This is a genomic window from Paenibacillus sp. PSB04, from assembly GCF_025809195.1.
GTDB classification, from domain to species: Bacteria; Bacillota; Bacilli; order Paenibacillales; family Paenibacillaceae; genus Paenibacillus_AQ; species Paenibacillus_AQ favisporus.
In genome coordinates this window covers 3206712-3228010 of the sequence record NZ_CP081301.1, presented here as the reverse complement: position 1 = coordinate 3228010, position 21299 = coordinate 3206712, and the positions used below count along the sequence as shown (strand labels likewise).

Here is a 21299-nt window from a genome sequence, read left to right as displayed (position 1 = left end):
TCTGAACCGTTCACCTCCGATCCTCTAAACTGCAAATCATTTGTCACGGAATCTATGAAAATTCGTGATACTCCACTATTTTTGCTAATTTGGACAATCAACTAACGCAGTTTTAGTTATTCCGCGTACTATGCTACGAGATCGATCAAAGGGAGTTGGAAGAATGATGGTGGATATTCCGAAGTATAAAATCGGCGTAATCGGGCTGGGATATGTCGGATTACCATTGGCCCGGTTATTTCTCGAGAAAGGGCACATTGTATACGGCATTGATGTAGATGAACAAAAGATTAATATGTTACACAAGCGTCAACCCTATCTTTCGGATTATGAGAAAGGCGACATCCGGGAACTGTTCAGTAAAAATAGATTCTATGTCGGCAGTTCGTTTGATGTGATCGAAAAAGTTGATGTTATCATTATTTGCGTTCCAACACCGCTTGGAGATGACGATCAGCCTGATTTGAAGTATGTCATCGGGGCATTGCAAAGCACGCTTCCGTATCTCCGGCGGGGCCAGCTCGTCGTGCTCGAAAGCTCCACTTTTCCAGGAACAAGCGAGGAGCGAATTCAACCTATTCTGGAGTCAACCGGATTCCTGGTCGGAAGAGATATTTCACTCGCTTATTCGCCAGAGCGAATCGACCCCGGATCAAAATGGGAGTTGGAGAAAATCCCTAAGGTTGTAGGGGGAGTCACCCCATCATGTACAACTTTTGCCAAACAAGTGTATGGAGCCGTATTTGATCAAATCGTTGTGGTATCCTCACCAAGGGTTGCTGAAATGACAAAAATTTTGGAGAACTCTCAGCGTTACGTAAACATCTCGTTTATGAACAGCTTACTGAGATTGTGCGAGAAACTGGATATTAGCCTTTGGGAGGCCATTGAAGCTGCCGGAACTAAACCATATGGTTTTACGAAGTATTACCCGGGTCCAGGGGTAGGTGGACACTGCATCCCCGTCGATCCCCTGTATTTATTATGGAAGGCAAGAGAACACGACAACGATTTGCCTTTCATTGAGCTTAGCCATCAGGTAAACAAGGATATGCCTGGATATATTGTAGAACGGGTAACAAAGGCTCTGCTTCCAAAAGAGCTTCTTGGGAGTCATATCCTTGTTATCGGCGTAACGTATAAGAAAGATGTGAATGATATTCGAGAATCTGTTGCCATTCATATCATAGAGCAGCTATTAATGTCTGGAGCCCAAGTAGAATATTTTGATCCTTATGTAGATGAACTAAAAGTTGGCGAAACCAAACTTCATTCGATTGAGCTCACAGCCCGAAACATGAAACACTTCGATTGCACCTTAATATTAACGGATCATTCCAATATCCCTTATGAGACCCTAGTAGCGCATACCCCTATCGTAGTTGATACACGTAACGCCACAAAAAATATAACAGATCGCAAAAATATCATTTTACTCTAAGAAAGGGAGTTTCCTCAGCCTACAGACGGCCTTATCGGGTCCAGCGCCCCCTAAATCCCACGTTCTAAGTTAAGAAAGATAATTATAGAAAAAGACCCACTCCCTTCCTCTTCAGATTACCTATCTCACAGTTGTACATTGTAAATTCCGAACCCGTCAATGTTCTGCCATAGACTTGAGTGCATCCTCGCTGTCAACGAATGTACTGCAATAGCCTATTTTGGAAGAGAGTCTAACCCCCTATCCATTCTTCTGAGATCTAGAAGATAACCCAGTCTCGGTTCATATCGCAGCTTTTCTTCTCTCGCTTTTCTAGACATCAAGATACTCTACCATTTCTCGGAAATTTAGATTATAGACCAGTACTTTCTTACACGGGTGACCGTAAGATATGTCAAAGTTTAACGCAAAAGGAGATGACGACGTGAAGAAGGATCGCCATCATCGGCGTTGGATATCCCGGTATCCTGGACCTGTTGTTTCTTGACACTAGCGGAGTTTGTCAGCTGTGACAAACCACAAAATGATATCAACCTTCCGTTCATTCAACAAAGCAATAACAAATTATGCCAAACGTACCATAGGCCTCGATAATCTAGCATTCACCTTGTTATGAGGCGGCCTGTCCAGACCTTCGCAATTCATTCTGCTCTACAAGGAAGGGATCTTGATTACAAGGAGTGTACCTTATGGATATTTTAGTTACAGGCGGCGCAGGATTCATTGGATCCAACCTGGTGAAGAAATTGCTGTCCATGAATCACAGGGTGTGGTCACTTGATAATCTGTCTACCGGCTCTCTTACATTCCTTAACGAGGTTTTGCATCACCCGAATCATCGCTTTATTGAGGGTACCGTCTTGAACCGTGATCTCATGAAAACACTGATCCAACAAACAGATGTTGTTTTTCACTTATCCGCAGTACTTGGCGTTAAGAACACGGTGGAAAATCCGCTGAAAGTTATAGAAGGCAACATAGACGGTACAAGAAACGTACTGGAGCTCGCTTATGAAATGGGGAGAAAGGTTATCTTTGCCTCAACCTCTGAAGTATACGGCAAGAATCGTGATCTGCCGTTTCGTGAAGATTCGGACCGTGTTTATGGAACAACGTCCATTCATCGATGGTGTTATGCGACTGCTAAATCGTTAGATGAGCATATGTGCTTAGGCTATTCTCAGAAAGGCCTTCCGGTTACGATTCTGCGTTATTTTAATGCCTATGGCCCCGGTCAAACGAATTCCCAATATGGCATGGTCGTACCACGTTTTATTATGGCTGCCTTGGAAGGCCGGCCGCTGGAGGTTTATGGGGATGGGTCACAATCCCGATGCTTTACGTTTATTGACGATACAGTACAGGGGACAGTGCAGGCATTAAGCTCTAAGGCCGATGGCCTCATTTTCAATATTGGTTCTGAACAATCGATTACGATCAAGCAGTTAGCCGAGCTCGTGATTCGGATGACCGGGTCCCCGTCGGAGATTTTGATTAAGCCTTATGATGAGGCATATGGACCCGGGTATGAGGATATGCCAGCGCGCAAACCGGATTTAACTCGATCCAAAGGGATACTGGGATATGATCCGCAAGTCGGTATTGATCTCGGGTTAGAACGCACGATCGAATGGTACCGGCAGGAGCTTGGGATACACCGATGAAGGAGGGACGCATCATGTTTCATTTCAAGTTTGTTATGGATAATTTCCACGCCTCAGCCATGTCGGGGCCATTCACGGAAGCCAATATGAGGGCCAAATGGCTTCCTTATTATTGTCCGCCTGATATACAGATCGGATTTGCCCCAAATCCGGGACAATTTCCGATCTACCCGAGTAACGCCCTGATTGTCGGTAAAGAGGATATTGGCTGGTGGAACCATTATGTACAAAACTATACCGAGGATTTTCAGGTTTATAAGGGAAGATATTGGAGCACGGGTCCTAATTTCGACCAATACCGGCCAGTCGAACGCTATGTTCCGCTAGTCGTGTATTCGGAATTTCAGAAGCAGTATATGAAGGATTTAAATTACCCTGAGCATCTCATTCATATCATTCCAAACATGGTTGACAGTGAGATTTTTTACCCCAGGCCAAAAGGTAATGAGATTATAGTTGGCTGGATCGGTCACGATTTAAATGGTTTGCTGAAAGGACCGGAAGTTATGCCATTCCTTGCACGCCGGTTCCCGCATATCCGGTTCGAGATGATTATGGCCCCCCCACCAACGAATCAGGAAGGCTGGTTAAATGATCACCCTCCAAATCTATTAATTCGAACGAATGTGCCTCATAACCAAATGGCTGACATCATTAGCCGCTGGCACGTTCTCGTATGCGGAAGTAAAAGCGAAACCTTCTCCAATCAGATTGCGGAGGCTATGTCTTGTGGTGTACCGGTTATTGCAGCCGCAATGGGCGCCATCTATCATACCGCACCTAGTCAGCGCTTGATTTTCGACGTCAATTGGGGTTCGCCTCCATATTGGTGGCTGCCTGAGGCGCTGGAGAAATACGCCACCGCTCTTCACGAAGTTATTTCTAGCGCGGCCTACCGTGATAGCCTCTCGATAAAGGCTATAAATGATAGTAAACGATTTTCACCCCAAGAAGTATGCAAGAAGTGGTATGACTTTATGTATTTATGCCGTGAAATCGTAGAAAGAGGAGAATAAACCATGAGGGTAGGTGTCATTGGTGCAGGAGTCATGGGTGAAAATCACGTTCGGGTATATACTGCGTTGCCAAATGACTGCGAACTGATAGGGATATATGACGCTGATCAAGAGCGGGCACAGCACATCTCCGCTAAGTACCAGACAATGGCCTTCAAAAGTTTAGATGAGCTTCTTGGGCAGGTTGACGCGGTGTCGATTGCAGTTCCCACTTTTCATCATTACCAAGTCGGCCTGGCATGTATAGCCAAAGGTGTTCACATGCTGATGGAAAAACCGCTCGCTCAAAATATGAAGGAAGGTACGGATTTAATTAAGCGAGCTGCTGAGGCCGGCGTGAAGCTGCAAGTCGGGCATATCGAACTGTATAATCCCGTCATTCGGGTATTGCGTCAAATCATTGAGCAGGAAGAGGTCGTTGCGGTAGACGTTCACCGTATGAGTCCATTCGAAGCCAGATGGCAAAACGTCAATGTTGTCGATGATCTGATGATTCACGATATTTACATTATGAACCATCTGTTTAAGACAAGAACCGAGGCAACCCAGGCTGTCGGATATGTCGATCATGGCATCATTCGCCATGCGGCGGCGCTCCTTCGAATGGACAATGGGATCATCGCACAGGTAACGGCGAGTTATATTACAGAGGAAAAGATTCGAACCATTCGAATTGTGACCAAGACCGCTTTCATTCAAGCCGACTTATTGGATAAACAGGTGCTTATCACCCGTTCGACTCGCTTTTATCAAACCTCGTTAAACATGAATTACGCCCAACAAAATATCGTTGAGAAAATTGCCGTTCCCATACAGGAGCCCTTGTGGCTGCAGCTGCTTGACTTTATTACATGCATCAAAAAAGGAACGCAGCCCAATGTACCCGGTGAAGGTGGACTTCTGGTCATGGAAATCACCGGAGAAATCACGAAGAAGATTTTACAAGCGGAGGAATCCAGATGAGTGAGCGAAACGATGATTCGACGAACGTGATCTCGACGAAAGCGATGATCGGCAAAGATGTCGTGCTCGGCCATCATATCGTAATTGAATCGGGAGTCACGATTGGAGACCGGGTCCGGATTGGCCATCACTCCGTCATCCTTCAAAACACAGTCATTGGAGATGACGTATCTATTGGAAACGGCAGCTTCCTCGGCTGTCAACCCTTTAAAAATTCCAAAGTCATTCATCATATCACAGATCAAAAAGGACTGGTCATCGGCAAAGGATCAAACATTGGCAACGGAACCGTTATTTATGCAGGCAGCCAACTGGGGGAAGACGTCATGGTCGGCGATTTGGCCAGCATCAGGGAACAAACAAACATTGGCCATTCGACGGTAGTAGGGCGCAATGCGAAAGTGGAGTGCCGGACAGAAATCGGAAATCAATGCGTCATCCAGACCGGGGCGTATATTACCGCGGACATGATCATCGAAGACAACGTATTTATTGGTCCGGAAGCTTCTACTTCGAATGACAAATACATGGAGCCTACAAAGGTCCCTCTGAAAGGGCCACATATTAAGAAAGGAGCCAGAATCGGCAATAACGCGACGCTACTGCCAGGTATCGTTATCGGAGAAAATGCGATAATCGGTGCAGGGGCCATCGTTACGAAGGACGTCGCGGACGGAATGACTGTCAAAGGCGTCGCGGCTAAGTGACTTGGAAGGAGGGTCTCACCCATGCAACCCATTCTTTTATTTGATCCACAATCAGAATATCGGGTCTTACGAAATGAGCATATTCTGGATGCATTGTCCGAGGTTCTGGATAAAGGTATTTTTGTCGCAGGACCTGAGGTGAAGCGGTTTGAAGCGGAGATAGCGCTGCTTACTCGAACGAAACATGCCGTATCGACGGCCAATGGAACGGACTCTCTCATCCTCACCTTATTGGCAAACGGCATCGGACCTGGAGACGAAGTGATTACTTCCCCCTTTACATTCTTTGCGACAGCCGAAGCTATTGTACGCGTAGGAGCAACGCCTGTTTTTGCCGACATCGATGAGCGAACGTATAACCTTTCTCCAGCACACGCGGAAGCAAAGATAACGGCGCGTACCAAAGCGATCATCCCCGTCCACCTATTCGGGCAGCCAGCAGATATGGACGCATTTGCCGAACTGGCACATCGGTATTCTCTGATTATTATTGAAGATGCATGTCAGGCTATAGGTGCAGAATATAAAGGCAAACAGGTAGGCAGCTTAGGCCATGCGGCTTGCCTCTCCTTTTATCCCACTAAAAATCTAGGCGGCTTCGGCGACGGAGGCATGGTTACGAGTAATGATGACGAAATGGCTGATCGTATCCGGGTACTCGCTTTCCACGGGATGGGAAAGCTTAAATATTATCACGAGGCCGTGGGACTTAACAGCCGGCTGGACGAGATTCAGGCCTTGATGCTGAGAATCAAAATGCAAAAATTAAGCGCATGGACGAAACGCCGCCAGGAACTGGCACAGCGCTACACGAATCAACTCGTGCAGCTGAACGACGTGATTCTACCATACTGCGATTCAGCTTGCAGCCATGTCTATCATTTATACGTCATACAGGTTCCGGATCCAGACAAATTATTACTCCACATGGATCAGCATGGAATTACTACTGCCCGCTATTATCCATGTCCGCTTCATTTACAGCAAGCATTCTCCTCTTTAGGGTATAACGTCGGAGACTTCCCTGTTTCTGAAAAGGCAGCCGAGCATGCGCTCGCACTTCCCGTGCATCCCTTTCTTACCGATGATCAGCAGCAGTATATCATTGATACGCTTGTGGCTTTCAGCCACGTTAAATAAAGGAGGTCAATACGTGAAATTCCAAAGAATTCCTAACCTGGCCAGTATTGTAGTAGGTGCGTATAATGCTTCTCGACATATCGAGGAAACACTGGATAGCCTGATTCATCAAACCTACCCTTTTATTGAAATTGTTGTCGTCAATGACGGTTCCACAGATAATACAGACCAAATCATTCAACAATGGGTGCAGAAGCATAGAGAGCATCCCGTAATAAGAGAAAACAGATTTGTCTACCATCCGCTGCCTTATAATATCGGATTTTCCGGTGCGTTTACCACAGGCTATTTTTTAGCAAGAGGTGAGTTTATTGCCACAATGGCGGCAGATGACCTCTCGCACCCGGAGCGGATCGCAAAACAGGTCGCATTTTTACAGGCAAATACAAACTTCTGTCTTTGTGGATCAGGAATAGCTTGCTTCGTAGATGGAAACTTTGAGCAGCAGTTTGTCACCGACTTCGTAAAGTATGGTTATGAGAATATTGCCGGCATTTATTTGTCAGGCGGTCATTGTGTATGCCATGGCGCGCTAATGATGCGCGGTTCTTTGTTTGATCTGCTTGGCGGGTTGGAGCGTTATCCGGCAGGAACGGAGACAACGACCGAAGACGTGTATTTTATTACAAGATATGTGCTTAGGGGTTATTCGGTTGAGAACCTGCCTGAAATATTGTACTACTATCGGATTTATCCGGAGCAGCGGTCGCAGCAAGGATTTTGATCGTATTTGCAATGGGGAGGACTTCCTCAAACAGACCATTATAGAAATAGGATCCGGTCGTCTTGAAAAACAGGCGGCCGGATCATTTTATTTTTACATAATTATTATCTCCGTGTCTGTCATGGGTGCTGTAGATTGGTGGCCGCTTTTTTAAATGATGCAGGCGTACCTCCCGATAAAAACGTAAATTTGCTGCGGGGCAAATGGGTATATGTACGTGAGCAATGGTATGAACAGCTCATATGATATGGGGACGACAGATTAGTCAATCGGGAGATGAACAGATGAGAATATTAATCGCCTGCAGTTGGGCGCTGCCTAATGCTGGTGGCGTGAACACTTATGTCAATCAACTGACCAAAGCATTACAACGCGCGGGGCATACCACTGATATCTTCTCCCCGACGCCGGACGGCCAGGGATTTCGGATCTCCAATAAAGACTTGTATATAGAAAGAGGAAGGCTGCAATCCTTGATCGCCGACCAGACACACCAGTATATGGATCAACATCTACCAGGAATTCATCCATGGATTAAGCAATCCGAGATCGATCGATACTGCTTGGAAGCCGCTATCATGTATTTCGGTTTGGCAGAATACGATCTGATTCATGCGCAGGACATCGTGAGCGCCCATGCCATGTCACGTGTTAAACCGCCACATACCCCCTTAGTAACGACAATTCACGGATGTCTCGCCAAGGAAGTGTTTGTTGAATGGACGGAAATGGGATTGCCCGAGCAAGATCAAAGCTCTCCCCTATGGCGCTATTGCTCCTTGCGCGAATATCTGGGTGCAACCGTTAGCGATGTGACCATTACTCCATCACAATGGCTCAAAGATATATTGGTTCAAGAATTTTCTGTTCCCGAACACCATGTTGTGGTTAGCCCTTACGGTATAGATGTGGATGAATTTCAACAAAACATGATGCGTGTAGCCACCATACCGAAACCTACCGCAAAAAAAGTGTTTATGTGTCCTGCACGCTTCGATGCTGTAAAAGGGCACATCTATCTGCTTCATGCTCTATCTAAGCTGAAAGAAGAACGCACAGATTGGGTTTGCTGGCTTGTTGGTGACGGATCACTCCGAGATAAATTAAAGCGAGCCGTGCAGGAACTTGGTCTCACGGACCACGTTACCTTTTTGGGAAATCGTGATGATATCCCGGAATTGTTACACCAAGCAGACCTCATTGTCCTCCCGAGCATCCAAGACAACCAGCCTTTCGCCATTATTGAAGCCCAAGTTGCTGGTAAACCGATTATCACTTCTAATGCCGGTGGCATTCCTGAAATGATAAAAAGTGCATCAAATGGATTTGTATTTCGCAGCGGAGATAGCGATCAGTTATATATTTTACTGCGATCTGCTTTAGAGAACCCCGCAATGTTCCTTTCCGTCGCAAATCAAGCCAGAGAACAAGGAGAAATATACTGGTCTTTACCTGCATTAACCTCCCGCCTACATGAGTTGTATGAGCTCGCACGCAGCAAGCATCTCGATCAAGGTAACGAAATTGCTCCAGATCATGATCTGCAAAATCAAAACACATCAGAAGGAGGAGATGGAAAATGGAGCAGTCAAAGAAGAAGGCGCCTATTACTCAGAAGAAAAAGAAAAGTACGCTTCCTGAAAAGAAGAAGACTGCTAAGAAAAAAACAGCCATAAAGCGAATCCGCCAAAAAAAACTTTATCAAAGACGGAAGCGCAAAAAATGGAGGTACATGCTAAGGAGCTTATCTATTAGAAACAAGAAAAAAAACAAGACTAAAGATGATCCACCGCTCACACTCGCTTCCATATTTTCATTACCGGGACTCCCTCCTTATGAAGAAGAAATTTGGAATCCAATTCTTAGATCACTTCAAGCTAATTCTATAGATTATAAAATTCCTGATATGAGCATCATCCAGCCGCTTAGCGGGGTGAGTTAGCAGCGATGCCAGGGAATCACCCTTGTCGAAACCGGCGCAGTCTTAACAAATAAGGGCTTACCGTTACCCAACGGCAGGCCCTTATTTGTTTGTGGTTATACATTTTGTTTAAAACATCAAGTCACTGTCCGTTTTAAAATTTAGATGTTGTTCAACATATCAATGAAATTTACGCTATACCTATACGGAGTAAATTCTGTCTTAACTAAGTGCTGAGCAGCATCCCTAATGCTTTCCCTCAGTCCAACATCTTGCATGAGGTTCAATCCCTCAATGACAGCCTGGTGAACATTTCCCAGATTATAGTTCTTTCCTGTAACATTATGCTTGATGGTGATCGTTACTCCATCGGAATTGGTTGCTAAAATAGGGCATCTGCAGCTCATCGCTTCCAATACCGATAGTGGCCCACCCTCCACTTTCGAAGTGGAGCACATAAATCCGCCCGAATCTCCAATCGAAGAATAATAGTACTGCATTTCTTGATTCGGGATATTAGCATGCATGGTTAGCCGGGGGCCCAGCTGCAAGTCGTCCACAACTTTTAAAAACTGCTGGCGTTGATCGGGGTCACCAAGATTGGGATCCTCAAACATCCACAGCTGCAAATCGGGCACAAAATGCGTTAGTTGATGGCCGATATACAAAAATTCCCGCCAGTTTTTATTATCGTCTATCCTTCCCAGCCAGGCGATGACCGGGTAGGAAAGCTTGGTCGTTTGGCGATAGGTAAACGTCTCCGAATTAATACTGTTAGGAATGATATAACAGGGGATGTGCGGAAACAGTTCCTGGAATAAAGCAGTGATATGCGGTGTGCTGGGGTTCATTAAGGCGGATGCGTAAGCATTCACATAGGGAACGGCCTCGGTCAGCTTGCTTCGGGCTACCTCTTGTGGCCCGTAACCCTGAATTTCAAGCACCAGCTTGCCGGTATATCCAAGTTGGCGGAACCGGGGGAAGCTCTCATGATCTGTCGTAACTACGATCACGTCATAACCGCCCGCATCCAGTATTTGTTTGATTTCCGCGTCATCATTGGTAATATAGATCGGAAAATCCGCCCTGTTCTGCATGCCCGCCCCCCAGAAATAATACAAACAGGAAGCCTCGATTCCATGATTCCTCAGTTCATGGCAGCGCAAACGATTGATCGTATCCATCCCGCCGCTCGGCACGTAAAATACAAATAAGACCTTCATTGACTCCTCCTCCCGTCCTGCAGCCATTTAGTTTTCTCTCATCGTGTCCTCCTGTGTGTACTCAGCAATCAACATGCCCTGATTCTTTATCTTGAAAACGACACCCGTATGCGCCAGGTTATTGATGTTGGTAACAAGTACTAGCTCAAACGGTGAATAGTTAGTCATAATATCGTGAACACCAACCCACTCATCCGCCCCCGCATGGATCAGGCCGATATAAAATAGTCCCTCAATGCCATACCCGTGGATCAGCATTTCAAAGGGAACTTCCCCGGAATTGTTTATCTCCAAATCAACAGATTGAATACAGCGGCTGTTTATGGGCCCGTCGGCATTCGACACCAGTCGCAATATGGACATATTTATTCCCCCTGTGATTTATTTGGACGTTTTTGCCATATGAGGTACCGCCCTGGGGACGGTACGTGGGATAGATTATCGCTCTCCTATATCAAAGGGGCGGTCTAATTGCAGAACAGGGATATCCGGCAGCTTGTAATCCTTCGGGAGATTCGCAAAAATCTGATTCCAGACCAAATAATCTACCTTTATTTCCAAATGGGAAGACTGGACCGTGAAAATACGGTTATATAAATCACCTATGACCTTAAAAGGTTCTTCAGACATAAGCCTCTCAATCCTTTCCTGGGCTCTTGATTCAAGCCTAGCCAATAACCTGACGATACAGTTCCAACAGCCGCCCAACCATCCGATCCAAGGACCAGTGCTCCTCTCCCCAGGCGGAAGCATTGCGGCCGAGTTGTTTGCGTAACTTCTCATCCTCCAGAAGCTGATGCAAATGCTGCGTCAAGGATACCGGATCTTTTATCGGCGAAACAAGACCCGTCCGGCCATGTTCAACCATCTCCGGCAGGCCGCCGGCATTCGATACGCACGCAGGGAGCCCGGCAATCTGTGCTTCCATGACCGAGAACGGCTGATTGTCCTGGATGCAGGAGTGCACGAATATATCCGACTGCATGAGAAGAGCTGGGATGTCATGGCGTTCGCCTAGGAACAAAACGTCATTGCTCAAGGCCAACCCGTCAACCTGCCGCTGCAGTTCTTCCATCTTCTCCCCGTTCCCGACGATCCAGCATACCCAATCCTGCCGAATATATTTCAGCATGCCAAGCGCCGATATAAGCACATCGATTCCTTTGACAAAAGACAATCGGGCCGGGAAGATGATCACCTTTTTATCCACAGGGCGCTGCATGTTGGTTCCAGCCTGGGCCTTCCTCCAAAAATCGAGGGTATCCAAACCGTACTGGAATACGCAAACTCTGTTCTCAGGGACCCCGAAATCACGTATCAGTTCGTTTTTCTGCCAATGGGTTGACGTAATCGTAACGGCACCGGAGGTAGCCCCATAGTACTCGATAGACTTCAGATACTTCCATGCAGGCGATCCCTCTGTGATGCCAAGGTGAGGATTCAATCGAAAATGATTGTGGAGCTCCCCGGAAACCGAGCCGTGTACCTGCGCTACCAGGGGCACGTGAGCCGGCTTCACGCGGCTGATCGCTCTAGCCGCAAAAATATCTTGGGTGTGTATAATATCATATTGATCAAGACCGAAGTATGCGGCGGAAAGTTCCAAATGATATCGGTCCTCTTCGTAGAAATAAATGATCCGATCAGCATGCAGCTGAGGTGCATATTCCTGTGCCAGCTTGGCGGACAGAAACGGGCGAATTCGGTCCTTGGGGAGCTCCCGGCCGCGGTTTACGATGTGGAATTTAGAATAATCCGGGCTGTTTCCAAAAAGATCCACCTGATGTCCCATCGCTTCTAGCCTCTGTTGGAGTTGTGTCATATACTTCCATACTCCGCCAACATGGGGAATCAGCCAGTAGGTTGCCAGTAAAATCTTCATCTCTTCTCCTTCCTATGAGTCCGGTGGGATACTGGATTCACCGATCTCACTTCTGTGCCGTCAGCTTATATCAAATTGATGAAAGAAAGCACCAAAACCAAGGGTTCCGGTGCTTTCAGTGAATCTGGCGAAGATCACCGGGCAGACTGCCTATTACTCCATCATGGCTGAGATTCGGCCAATCGCGTAACTGACCTTCTGCCAAGTGACCGCACTCTCCCGTTTAATGACTTCCTGATGCCGCAGGGTTCCCATCGCCTCATGCCAGCGGTAGCCGACCAGCGCTTCGTTTAAGTAATGAAACGAAAAGCCGGCTTGAATCGCCCTGCCCCACATCTCCAGGTCATGCGTGTATGGAAGGGACTCATCGAACAGCCCGATGTAACAAAATAATTCTTTTCTCATCATGACCGTGCACCCGTTAACTGGGTTGGCATGGCTCAGAAAGTACCGGTAGAAATCAATCATCCGTTCATATGATACGCCCGCATGGTACTTCACAACTTGACTGTTCTTGTCGATATTATTGAAATTGGTATGGGAGATCCACGCATTCCTCTCCAGCATGAATAACACCTGGTTATTGATTTTGTCCCTGTAAAACAAATCGTCTGAGCTCAGCCACGCGATATATTCTCCCGACGCATGGCGGATTCCGTGGTTGAGTGCACTGGCAGTGCCTCCGTTAGCTTTTCCCAGATAATGAATGTAGGGCCTGTAAGGTGCCAATCGTTCGGCATGCTGTGTCGATCCGTCATCGACCACAATGATCTCTATGGGGCTGTAGGACTGCGACAGGGCGCTTTCAACCGCCTGCCCTACATATGGATCGTTGTAAAAAGGAATGACGATCGTGACTAAAGGTCTCATTTGGAATCACCTCCACAGGTACGAAAGTATTCGAGAACATCGGTAAGGGATGTGCGGAGAGGAATGGAAGGTTCCCAGTCCAGTCCCTTCATCCTGGGGGCCGTATTCTTTGGATTCCCCTGGCTGGAATTCTCTCCTTCGCCCCACTCGATAGGGAATGGCTTCTCAAAAATGTCCATATAAAGATCTGTAATTTCGCCGAGTGTATATTCTTTTCCTGACCGGACGGAGTAGATCTCTCCGGGGAGTCCTTGCTCCAGCAAAATCTTATAAGCTATAACCGCATCACGGACGTCTAAAAAGTCTCTGCGTATGATGCGTGAGGGAATGTGAAAAGCTTCATCCGTTTCCCCCCGTTCCCAGGCTGAGATATGCTGCCCCAGCAAACTGCAGAAGCCTCTCGACGGACCCGGGCCTATAAGATTAGACGGCTCTGCCAGAATGATAGCCTGGCCGAACAGCTCTTTCCATGATAGGGCCGCTGCCTTCTGCAAACTTTTGCTCAGGCCGTAGGGGTGAGGCGGCCTAAACGGCGGATACAGAGGAAAAACCAGCATTGAACCGGTGATCAATATCCGACAGAAAGGATAAGGACGGAGGGCATTCAGGAGATAGAGCGTTGGGAGCACGTTGGTTTCCATATAGAGCACCGGTTCCGTCCAAGACTCGGGCACCGAGTTCTTGCCGGCCAGATGCAGGACATAATCCGGAGCAATGGTCCCGACAAGCTCTTCAATGCCCTTCTTGTCAAGGAGATCGCATGTATAGTATTGGACGCCCTCAACCTTATCGTCTTCGCTGATATGACGAACCATAGCGGCAACCTGCATACCCTCCCCGGCAAAATACCGGCAGGCATGGCTGCCGGTAAACCCCGAAGCACCGGTGATTAGAATGATGCGCTGTAGGGAGTCGTTTCTCGCATCCATTGTTTCAGCTCCTTCAGCATGTCTCGATAAGGCGGAACCTTGTAAGTCCAGTCGCCTCGAGTCGAAACCAGCGTCCGGTCCTGAACGGGGGTATGACCCGCAACCACGGTCACATCCTCCAGGTTCCAAATCTCTTGGAACAAGAGAAGAAGATCGTGCTTGCTGATCGGTTCCGGATGAGCCAGATGAATCAGCCCAGATAATGATGGCGTAAATAATGCAGTATCGATCGCTTTTGCCAGTTCCAGCGTGGTTACCCCGTTCCAGAACACGTTGCAGTACCCTGTCACGGTTCCCCGCTGGTGCATGAACCAGTGCATCAGCCCGATTCCGTGCGAGCGGATCTCCGGGCCGATGATGGAGGTACGGATCGTCAAATGTCCCGGGGCTTGGACTTCCCCCAGCGCTTTGGTCATTGCGTAGACGCTCGTTCCATCGGGTACGTCGCTCTCCCGGTAACCTCCGCGCGTTCCTTCGAACACGCAGTCGGTGCTGATATGAATCAATCTGGCCCCGACCGAATCCGCCGCCCGGCGGAGACGATGCGGCAGAAAGCCGTTGATATGGTAGGCATTGATTTTGTCCTCTTCCGCAAAATGGTTGAGTACGCCGATGGCATTGATGATGCAATCGGGTCTCACGATCTCGACCAATTTATCCACTGTCCCGATATCGGAAGCATCCATGATTAGTCCACCGCTGTTGCGGGGATCCCGGGTCGTGTAGAAGACCTGGTGCTTGCTTTGCAGCTTGAAATAATCGACCAGCATATGGCCTGCCATCCCGCTTGCTCCCAGGATCAACAGCTTCATTATAAGAACCCCCCGCGCTCCAAAATATTGCGGATTTCCTCTTTGCTCATCAGGTGGGTGTTTGAAGAGAAGCTGCTGAACGAGACCGGCTGGCAGTGACTGTACCGATATTTCAGGCCAGGTATGTTGAGTGTCGGCAAAATGACCAGATATTCTTCGTCAAACACGACGGTCGAAAGACTCTCATAGTCGCTCATCAAAATTTCATGAATTTTTTCACCCGGACGAACGCCGGATTCAACAATTTGAACATCCTCCCGTCCGGAAGCCTCGATCAACACCTCCGCCAAATCTACGATCCGGCAGGCCGGCATCATCATGACGAAAATTTCGCCGCCGACGCTTTCTTCCGCCGCTTTGAACAGCACGGCGATCGCATCGCGAAGCGTTAAGAAGAAACGTGTCATTTTCATGTCGGTGATTGACACATAGCCCTTATTACGTATCTGTTCTTTGAACACATGCACGACGCTGCCGTTGGTTCCAAGCACATTGCCCCCACGCACGGTGACGAATCGGGTATCGGTGTGAAGCAGATTCGCGTATACGATCAATTTCTCCCCGATGGCCTTCGTCATCCCATAAAAGTTGGAGGGATTTGCAGCCTTGTCAGTCGAAATATAGAACACTTTCTTAACTTTATTTTCAATTGCGGCCTCGATGACGTTCTGTGTGCCGATCACGTTCGTTTTCAGTGCTTCATAAGGCTGATCCTCGCATACCGGAACATGCTTAAGGGCCGCCAGATGAAACACGTAATCGATATTTTGGCATGCCGCCATCAAAGCTTCTTTGTCACGAATGTCTCCGATCCGGAAATGCAGCCGGTCATTTTCGAATTCCCGGCTCATGGCGACTTGAGAGGATTCATTCCGCGAGAAAACCACCACTTCCTTTGGAATGAGCGGCAGCAATTGGGCAATTAACTCATAGCCCCATGATCCGGTGCCACCGGTCACCAATATACGCTGATTTTCAAACATGCACATTCCCTCCAAGCAGAAATTTGACAACCTTATCCGATACATCTTCGGCCAGGTATCCCTGGGGACACTGCCACATCGTGTTCAACTCAAGCATCAGGGCAGCTGAATCGGCAATCCGCTTCGCATCGACGCCTGATACGATGTTGCTCCCGCAATCCACCGTTTCCGGCCGCTCCGTCGTTCGCCTCATCGTGACAGTCGGTACCTGCATAATGCAGCACTCTTCCTGCACGGTTCCGCTGTCCGTTAGTGCACAGCAGGCAGATCGCTCCAATTGGACAAAGTCGAAAAATCCAAAGGGTTCATGAAATTCCACCAGAGGGTTCATGGAAAATCCGGAGTGCTCGGCAATCCGTGAAGCGGTCCGGGGATGAATGCTGCAGATGATACGACGGCCGTGATTTTCAGCGATCAGGTTGAGCCCCTGCATAATCTGCTCCAGATGCTCTGGCCGGTCCACATTCTCCGCACGGTGCGCGGTGACAAGAAAATACTCCTTCGGCTTAAGACCCAGGGTTTTCAGAATATTGCTGCTCCGGGTCTGGGGTTCGTAATACTTCATTACTTCATAAATGGGGTTTCCTGTAAGAACGATCCGATTGCTCGGAAAACCCTCGGCAATCAAATGCTTCTTGCTCTGTTCTGTATACGGCATATTAATAGAAGAAATCGTATCGATGATACGCCGGTTCTTCTCCTCCGGAACGTTCAGGTCGAAGCAGCGGTTTCCGGCCTCCATGTGTACCACGGGATATCCGAGCCTTTCGGCCAAAATCGCGCAAAGAGCGCTGTTGGTGTCCCCAAGAAGCAAAATTTTGTCGGGCTGCTCCCGCTTCAGGATTTCTTCCATTTGGGAGAACATCGCCGACAGCTGCATTCCCAGGGAAGCTGCCGAGTCCTGCAGCACGTAATCGGGCTTTCGCAATCCCAGTTGGCTAAAAAAGATCCCGCTCAGCCTTTCTGCAAAATTCTGTCCGGTATGCACCAGCACGTGGCGCTCCGCATACCGGTCCAGCTTCGGAAGAACGAGACTGAGGCGGATGATTTCTGGCCTTGTACCCAAAATGGTCATAATTCTCATATCTTCCGTCTCCTAATCTATCGTTTCGCTGCCCTCCGTCGCCCGACGGATTTACGCTTCTTGCTCCTCGATCTTCGGAAGGTTTTTCCTCGCGCGGATCTTCGTGGCCTTTTCGCGAGCTTCTTCAACTTCCTTTTGCGGGTAATCCGTATATAATAGAATCTTCTTCGACTGGACCTCCGCACTTTGCGGGGGGCCTGTGCCTTGTCAACCGGGGGCTCCGCTTGTACCTGGGGTCCCTCCACCAGGAGGGGGGCTCGGTTTCCGGCTGTCAGCCAATGAGGATGGTATTCGCGCCATTGACTGATGATTTGATCCAGCCTCCATTGGTAGGCTTCAATTCCGTACAACGCCCTCGCCGCCGCTTCATTGTGTATGCCGATATTCTTCAAGGCATCCGGATCACTCAGCAGCATGGCAACCTTATCGGCGAGCCCTTGGGCGTCCCCGACGGGTACCGCCAAATGTCCATTGCCTGTACTTTCCATCAGCTCACCGAGCCCCCCGGATGCAAAGGCCACAACCGGTTTTCCGCACAACATGCCTTCCAGCGCGGTCATGCCAAAACCCTCGGACACCATGCTCGGTACGACCAGAATGTCCATCGCGCTGTAAACCGACTGAACCGATTCCACGAACGGGATAAATTGGAATCTTGATCTATAACCCGAAAATCTGACATCCGCCAAACAGGCATCGTAATAACGGTGATCCGCAGCCCGGCCGATGATCACAAAACGGCAATCGGGATGGCCCGGGCATAGTGACAACGCCATACGAATAAACTCTCTAAGGCCCTTTTCCGGATGAATAAAAGCGGAAATGTAGCCGATGCACTTATGTTCCTCTTTTAGCCCGATCCCCTTTCGTTCGCTCTGCCTTACGAGATTACCAAAGGAGTGAAGCCGCTCGCTGTCCGTCGATGGAGGGAGCAGGCTGATCGGACTGCTAATTCGCCCGTAAAACACACGGGCGGCAGACTCCGAAATCGCAATGATCCAATCGCTGTAATTGTCTACAATGGTTAGCACTTCCGACGTGAATTCGTTCTCCTGAATCACCTCCGTCACTTTCCAAATGACGGGGATTCCCAGCTGTTTAGCGGCGAACGCGGGCAGCGCGTTGACGATCGTGTTCGTCAGCACCAAATCAGGCGCGGTCTCTCCGATGAGCCTGACGACAGAAGCATAATCGGGATGGCTGCGTAGCTCATCGGCATTCAGCGGCAGCCGGGAATCCGGAGTATACATCCCGTATAGCAAGGGAAAGGTCTGAATCATGACCACCGTTCCCTGCTTTCGGGCGTGGTCTGTCAGCTTACCTTCACCTGGAGCCACCAAGATGCAATTGAAATAAGACGCCATGCATCGGCAGAACAGGAGCAGCAGCTTCTCGGCTCCTGTAATGCTTTTGGTGTTGCTGACATGCGAGAACAGCATCAATTTGGGTTTAGTCATATCCATGTTTTAGGCCCACCTGCAAAAATCCGTACAGGGGTGCGAATCACACCTCCTTTCACCCAGATAATACAAGATATGAGAGGCGACACTTGCCGGCACTGACACATGCTACCCGTCATTCGTACAAAAAAGCCTCCAAACGTATAGAGACTACGGGTAAATGATCGTGAGCATCTCGTTCAGGCGTTTGCCGTACGTATGGTCTCTGAACGTTCTCTCCAAGGCATTCAAGGCGATCTGTCTGCGTTCTTCCTCGTGGGCAAGATAGTATTCAATTTTGTACAATAACTCCTCCGGTGAACTGTAAGTTTCGATCTCCACGCCAGGCGTATAAAATTTGGCCAGGTCGCTCCGGCTGTCGCTTAGCTGAAGCGTCGCGCAGGCGGCAATTTCAAAGGTGCGGGGGTTGGGGGAAGCTGCGGGAATTTTAATAGCGTTGTTGTTGACGGTATCGTCTTCATGGGATCGGTGCAGATTGATGACGATCTTGGAACCGTTATAAGCCTCCGCGGTCTCGGCCGGGCCCATCCATTTGTTGAGCTCGATGCGGTCCTGATAGGCTGTATATTGAGGCAGACGGTCCCACCAGATCCCGTTGAATACGGTATTATGCTGCATAAGCCGGTCGATGATCGGATCAAAAAAGCCGATGCGGTTCCAGTACGCCGAGCCGATAAAGCTGACATCCCGGCGAAGCGGAGATATATTCCTGGATGGCCGGTAGTATTCGGTGTGTGCAGCAAAAGGCAAATGATAGACATGCGTGCATCCCAACTGCTGATAGAAAGGTACGCAGTTGGACTCCAACGTGAAGATGTAGTCGTAATGTTTGACGTTCTCCGTCGTCATGTCGGTATAGTAGGGATCGTCCGTAAGCCAGACGGCCGTACGGATTCCAAGCTGCCGAATGATATCCATCATTTCGTTGTTTACGAACATGCCGTCCAAAGCGAGCACCAGATCTGGAGCCGCCTGCAAAACTGCTTCGACGGTGATCTGCCCCGGTTCGATAATAACCACCTCGGCGACCATCGTCCGGAGCGTGGAAGAGATGGCCTCGTCCAGCGGCGAATACGGGTACCCCTTGCCCGAAGCGATATACAAGACGCGAATTTGACGGAACGGGACGGATTCAGGCGGCCGGCTGGCGATCACGTCCGCACGGCCTCGCAAATAACCTTCGTCATATCCGCGGCGATAGCCGTCCTGTCGTCCCCTGGCTCTCGCTTGGGCGGAATCGTAACTCAGGGTCAGCTCAGGGACCCTTGAGGGCCATTTAACCTTCGACATATCGACACTCCCTTGTTTGATATTGTCCGGTGTCAGAACTGTTCCAGAAACGTTCTCATCCGGGAAATAAACGTATGCTCCTGCCGAGTCGTGTACAGCCCGCGGGCCGCCATGATTCTCCGCTCCTCTTCATGCTCCAGGTAATAGATGATCTTGTTTTTAAGTTCCTCAGTGGATGTATAGGTTTCGATGTCATAGCCTGGTCTGTAATAATTGGTGAGATCTTCGCGGATATCTGTGATCTGCATCGCTCCGCAAGCACTGATTTCATAGGTCCTGGGGTTGATCGATTTGCCGCTGATCCGATGACTGTTGCGGTTGTCCTGCCCCCATTCGTCGGGACGATGGATATTGATGACCACTTTCGCCCCATTGTAATAGCGGACTGTTTCCTCCGGCGGAATGAACCCAAGCTGTACCGAGCGGCCCAGCAAATCCTGCCGGGACAAGCGCTCCCAGAACCCCCCGGCAATCAACACTTTTTTATCCTTCAGAAACGGTGCCATTTCGTCAAAAATAGCGACACGGTTCCAAAAGGCATTGCCTATAAAGCAAATGTCGTACAGGTGCTCCGGTCCGCAGCGCAGAGGCTTGAACATGTCAGCGTTCACGGCCAGCGGCAAATAGTGGACTCTTTTGACCCCAAGAGCACTGTAAAAAGGTACGCATCCCAGCTCGTGGGTAAACACGACGTCGTACGCGGTGCATGCGGCCGCGGTATCCTCGCTAAAATAGGGATCATCGACAAACCAGACGGCCGTCTTGATCCCCATCGCGCGAACCCGCCGGATATCCTCCAAATGATTTTCGGGAAATACATGCAGTCCGTTCAATACGAGGATGAGATGAGGACGCTCCTTTTGAGCAAGCTCCAGCATCTTTGGAGCCTCTACGACGATACATTCTCTGACCAGGCTGCTAAGCGCGGCAGATATACCCTGATCAATGGCATGAAAGCCCTGCGGAATATAAAATACTTTCATGTCCCGGAAATAAGGCTCCGGAGCGGGTATCCGTTCCATGACAGCCTGACAGACACCAAGGCGCAAGCCGTCCTCGTAGCCCTGCAGGTAACTGGCGCTTGCCGCCGTTTCAGCCACATTTTCCACAGTCTTCACCCTGTCTGTCTTGAATTGTGAAAGAACAATATAAATATATGCGGAAGAGGCAATTGCATCATGGACGACTGC

General features: G+C 48.8%; 19 protein-coding genes. 8 read left to right on the top strand and 11 right to left on the bottom strand.

Features of this window, described 5'->3' with window-relative positions:
• The first annotated feature begins 163 nt into the window (after positions 1 to 163).
• The 8 genes from K2F33_RS14855 (at position 164) to K2F33_RS14820 (ending at position 9331) form a co-directional block, all read left to right on the top strand.
• A complete protein-coding gene (locus K2F33_RS14855; protein WP_306433710.1) occupies positions 164 to 1441 on the top strand; it encodes a nucleotide sugar dehydrogenase in 1278 nt (425 codons plus the stop codon).
• Positions 1442 to 2130: 689 nt separating this feature from the next.
• A complete protein-coding gene (locus K2F33_RS14850; protein ID WP_076174167.1) occupies positions 2131 to 3105 on the top strand; it encodes an NAD-dependent epimerase/dehydratase family protein in 975 nt (324 codons plus the stop codon).
• A gap of 14 nt (positions 3106 to 3119) precedes the next feature.
• Entirely contained in the window at positions 3120 to 4121 is a 1002-nt protein-coding gene (locus K2F33_RS14845) for a glycosyltransferase family 4 protein (protein WP_076174164.1), read from the top strand.
• A 3-nt stretch (positions 4122 to 4124) separates the two neighbouring features.
• Positions 4125 to 5084, top strand: coding sequence for a Gfo/Idh/MocA family protein (locus K2F33_RS14840; protein WP_076174161.1), 960 nt, complete (start codon positions 4125 to 4127; stop codon positions 5082 to 5084).
• Entirely contained in the window at positions 5081 to 5791 is a 711-nt protein-coding gene (locus K2F33_RS14835; protein ID WP_263882103.1) for an N-acetyltransferase, read from the top strand. Before K2F33_RS14840 ends, K2F33_RS14835 begins: the two co-directional genes overlap by 4 nt.
• Before the next feature lie 21 nt (positions 5792 to 5812).
• The gene (locus tag K2F33_RS14830) at positions 5813 to 6931 is read left to right on the top strand and encodes a DegT/DnrJ/EryC1/StrS family aminotransferase (protein ID WP_263882102.1); all 1119 of its coding nucleotides are present in this window, start codon (positions 5813 to 5815) and stop codon (positions 6929 to 6931) included.
• A 13-nt stretch (positions 6932 to 6944) separates the two neighbouring features.
• Positions 6945 to 7655 carry a glycosyltransferase family 2 protein gene (locus K2F33_RS14825; RefSeq protein ID WP_263882101.1) on the top strand — a complete coding sequence of 237 codons (711 nt, stop codon included), beginning with the start codon at positions 6945 to 6947 and terminating at the stop codon, positions 7653 to 7655.
• 284 nt (positions 7656 to 7939) lie between these two features.
• Positions 7940 to 9331: a glycosyltransferase family 4 protein gene (locus tag K2F33_RS14820; protein WP_076174154.1), complete on the top strand. Its 1392-nt coding sequence runs from the start codon at positions 7940 to 7942 to the stop codon at positions 9329 to 9331.
• Between the two features lie 406 nt (positions 9332 to 9737).
• Here the strand turns inward: K2F33_RS14820 and K2F33_RS14815 are convergent, their stop codons facing one another.
• The 11 genes from K2F33_RS14815 to K2F33_RS14765 all read right to left on the bottom strand — a co-directional run bounded on the left by K2F33_RS14815 (position 9738) and on the right by K2F33_RS14765 (position 21227).
• Entirely contained in the window at positions 9738 to 10799 is a 1062-nt protein-coding gene (locus tag K2F33_RS14815) for a glycosyltransferase family 4 protein (RefSeq protein WP_263882100.1), read from the bottom strand.
• A gap of 27 nt (positions 10800 to 10826) precedes the next feature.
• Complete coding sequence (locus K2F33_RS14810) at positions 10827 to 11162, bottom strand: hypothetical protein (protein WP_076174152.1); 336 nt, start codon at positions 11160 to 11162, stop codon at positions 10827 to 10829.
• 304 nt (positions 11163 to 11466) lie between these two features.
• Entirely contained in the window at positions 11467 to 12681 is a 1215-nt protein-coding gene (locus tag K2F33_RS14805) for a glycosyltransferase family 4 protein (RefSeq protein ID WP_089548436.1), read from the bottom strand.
• A gap of 153 nt (positions 12682 to 12834) precedes the next feature.
• Positions 12835 to 13551 carry a glycosyltransferase gene (locus K2F33_RS14800; RefSeq protein WP_076174141.1) on the bottom strand — a complete coding sequence of 239 codons (717 nt, stop codon included), beginning with the start codon at positions 13549 to 13551 and terminating at the stop codon, positions 12835 to 12837.
• On the bottom strand, positions 13548 to 14480 hold the full coding sequence (locus tag K2F33_RS14795) for an NAD-dependent epimerase/dehydratase family protein (RefSeq protein WP_076174139.1): 933 nt from the start codon (positions 14478 to 14480) through the stop codon (positions 13548 to 13550). The genes K2F33_RS14800 and K2F33_RS14795 overlap by 4 nt, the downstream gene beginning before the upstream one ends.
• The gene (locus K2F33_RS14790) at positions 14441 to 15292 is read right to left on the bottom strand and encodes a dTDP-4-dehydrorhamnose reductase family protein (protein ID WP_076174138.1); all 852 of its coding nucleotides are present in this window, start codon (positions 15290 to 15292) and stop codon (positions 14441 to 14443) included. The genes K2F33_RS14795 and K2F33_RS14790 overlap by 40 nt, the downstream gene beginning before the upstream one ends.
• Positions 15292 to 16275: a polysaccharide biosynthesis protein gene (locus K2F33_RS14785; RefSeq protein WP_076174136.1), complete on the bottom strand. Its 984-nt coding sequence runs from the start codon at positions 16273 to 16275 to the stop codon at positions 15292 to 15294. The genes K2F33_RS14790 and K2F33_RS14785 overlap by 1 nt, the downstream gene beginning before the upstream one ends.
• Complete coding sequence (gene wecB / locus K2F33_RS14780; protein WP_089548439.1) at positions 16268 to 17359, bottom strand: non-hydrolyzing UDP-N-acetylglucosamine 2-epimerase; 1092 nt, start codon at positions 17357 to 17359, stop codon at positions 16268 to 16270. Before wecB ends, K2F33_RS14785 begins: the two co-directional genes overlap by 8 nt.
• Positions 17360 to 17376: 17 nt before the next feature.
• Entirely contained in the window at positions 17377 to 18822 is a 1446-nt protein-coding gene (locus K2F33_RS14775) for a glycosyltransferase family 4 protein (RefSeq protein WP_076174131.1), read from the bottom strand.
• A 147-nt stretch (positions 18823 to 18969) separates the two neighbouring features.
• Positions 18970 to 20109, bottom strand: a complete 1140-nt coding sequence (locus tag K2F33_RS14770) for a glycosyltransferase family protein (protein WP_076174129.1) — start codon at positions 20107 to 20109, stop codon at positions 18970 to 18972.
• 32 nt (positions 20110 to 20141) lie between these two features.
• The gene (locus tag K2F33_RS14765; RefSeq protein WP_373309633.1) at positions 20142 to 21227 is read right to left on the bottom strand and encodes a CgeB family protein; all 1086 of its coding nucleotides are present in this window, start codon (positions 21225 to 21227) and stop codon (positions 20142 to 20144) included.
• Positions 21228 to 21299 lie beyond the last annotated feature (72 nt).

What these genes read in the sequence shown, in the direction of transcription:
- K2F33_RS14850 (WP_076174167.1), top strand. Translation starts at nt 2,131, where the DNA reads ATGGATATTTTAGTTACAGGCGGCGCAGGATTCATTGGATCCAACCTG.
- K2F33_RS14815 (WP_263882100.1), bottom strand. Translation starts at nt 10,799, where the DNA reads ATGAAGGTCTTATTTGTATTTTACGTGCCGAGCGGCGGGATGGATACG.
- K2F33_RS14790 (WP_076174138.1), bottom strand. Translation starts at nt 15,292, where the DNA reads ATGAAGCTGTTGATCCTGGGAGCAAGCGGGATGGCAGGCCATATGCTG.
- K2F33_RS14800 (WP_076174141.1), bottom strand. Translation starts at nt 13,551, where the DNA reads ATGAGACCTTTAGTCACGATCGTCATTCCTTTTTACAACGATCCATAT.
- K2F33_RS14835 (WP_263882103.1), top strand. Translation starts at nt 5,081, where the DNA reads ATGAGTGAGCGAAACGATGATTCGACGAACGTGATCTCGACGAAAGCG.
- K2F33_RS14840 (WP_076174161.1), top strand. Translation starts at nt 4,125, where the DNA reads ATGAGGGTAGGTGTCATTGGTGCAGGAGTCATGGGTGAAAATCACGTT.
- K2F33_RS14795 (WP_076174139.1), bottom strand. Translation starts at nt 14,480, where the DNA reads ATGGATGCGAGAAACGACTCCCTACAGCGCATCATTCTAATCACCGGT.
- K2F33_RS14805 (WP_089548436.1), bottom strand. Translation starts at nt 12,681, where the DNA reads ATGAAGATTTTACTGGCAACCTACTGGCTGATTCCCCATGTTGGCGGA.
- K2F33_RS14855 (WP_306433710.1), top strand. Translation starts at nt 164, where the DNA reads ATGATGGTGGATATTCCGAAGTATAAAATCGGCGTAATCGGGCTGGGA.
- K2F33_RS14785 (WP_076174136.1), bottom strand. Translation starts at nt 16,275, where the DNA reads ATGTTTGAAAATCAGCGTATATTGGTGACCGGTGGCACCGGATCATGG.
- K2F33_RS14770 (WP_076174129.1), bottom strand. Translation starts at nt 20,109, where the DNA reads ATGTCGAAGGTTAAATGGCCCTCAAGGGTCCCTGAGCTGACCCTGAGT.
- K2F33_RS14810 (WP_076174152.1), bottom strand. Translation starts at nt 11,162, where the DNA reads ATGTCCATATTGCGACTGGTGTCGAATGCCGACGGGCCCATAAACAGC.
- K2F33_RS14845 (WP_076174164.1), top strand. Translation starts at nt 3,120, where the DNA reads ATGTTTCATTTCAAGTTTGTTATGGATAATTTCCACGCCTCAGCCATG.
- K2F33_RS14820 (WP_076174154.1), top strand. Translation starts at nt 7,940, where the DNA reads ATGAGAATATTAATCGCCTGCAGTTGGGCGCTGCCTAATGCTGGTGGC.
- K2F33_RS14775 (WP_076174131.1), bottom strand. Translation starts at nt 18,822, where the DNA reads ATGGATATGACTAAACCCAAATTGATGCTGTTCTCGCATGTCAGCAAC.
- wecB (WP_089548439.1), bottom strand. Translation starts at nt 17,359, where the DNA reads ATGAGAATTATGACCATTTTGGGTACAAGGCCAGAAATCATCCGCCTC.
- K2F33_RS14830 (WP_263882102.1), top strand. Translation starts at nt 5,813, where the DNA reads ATGCAACCCATTCTTTTATTTGATCCACAATCAGAATATCGGGTCTTA.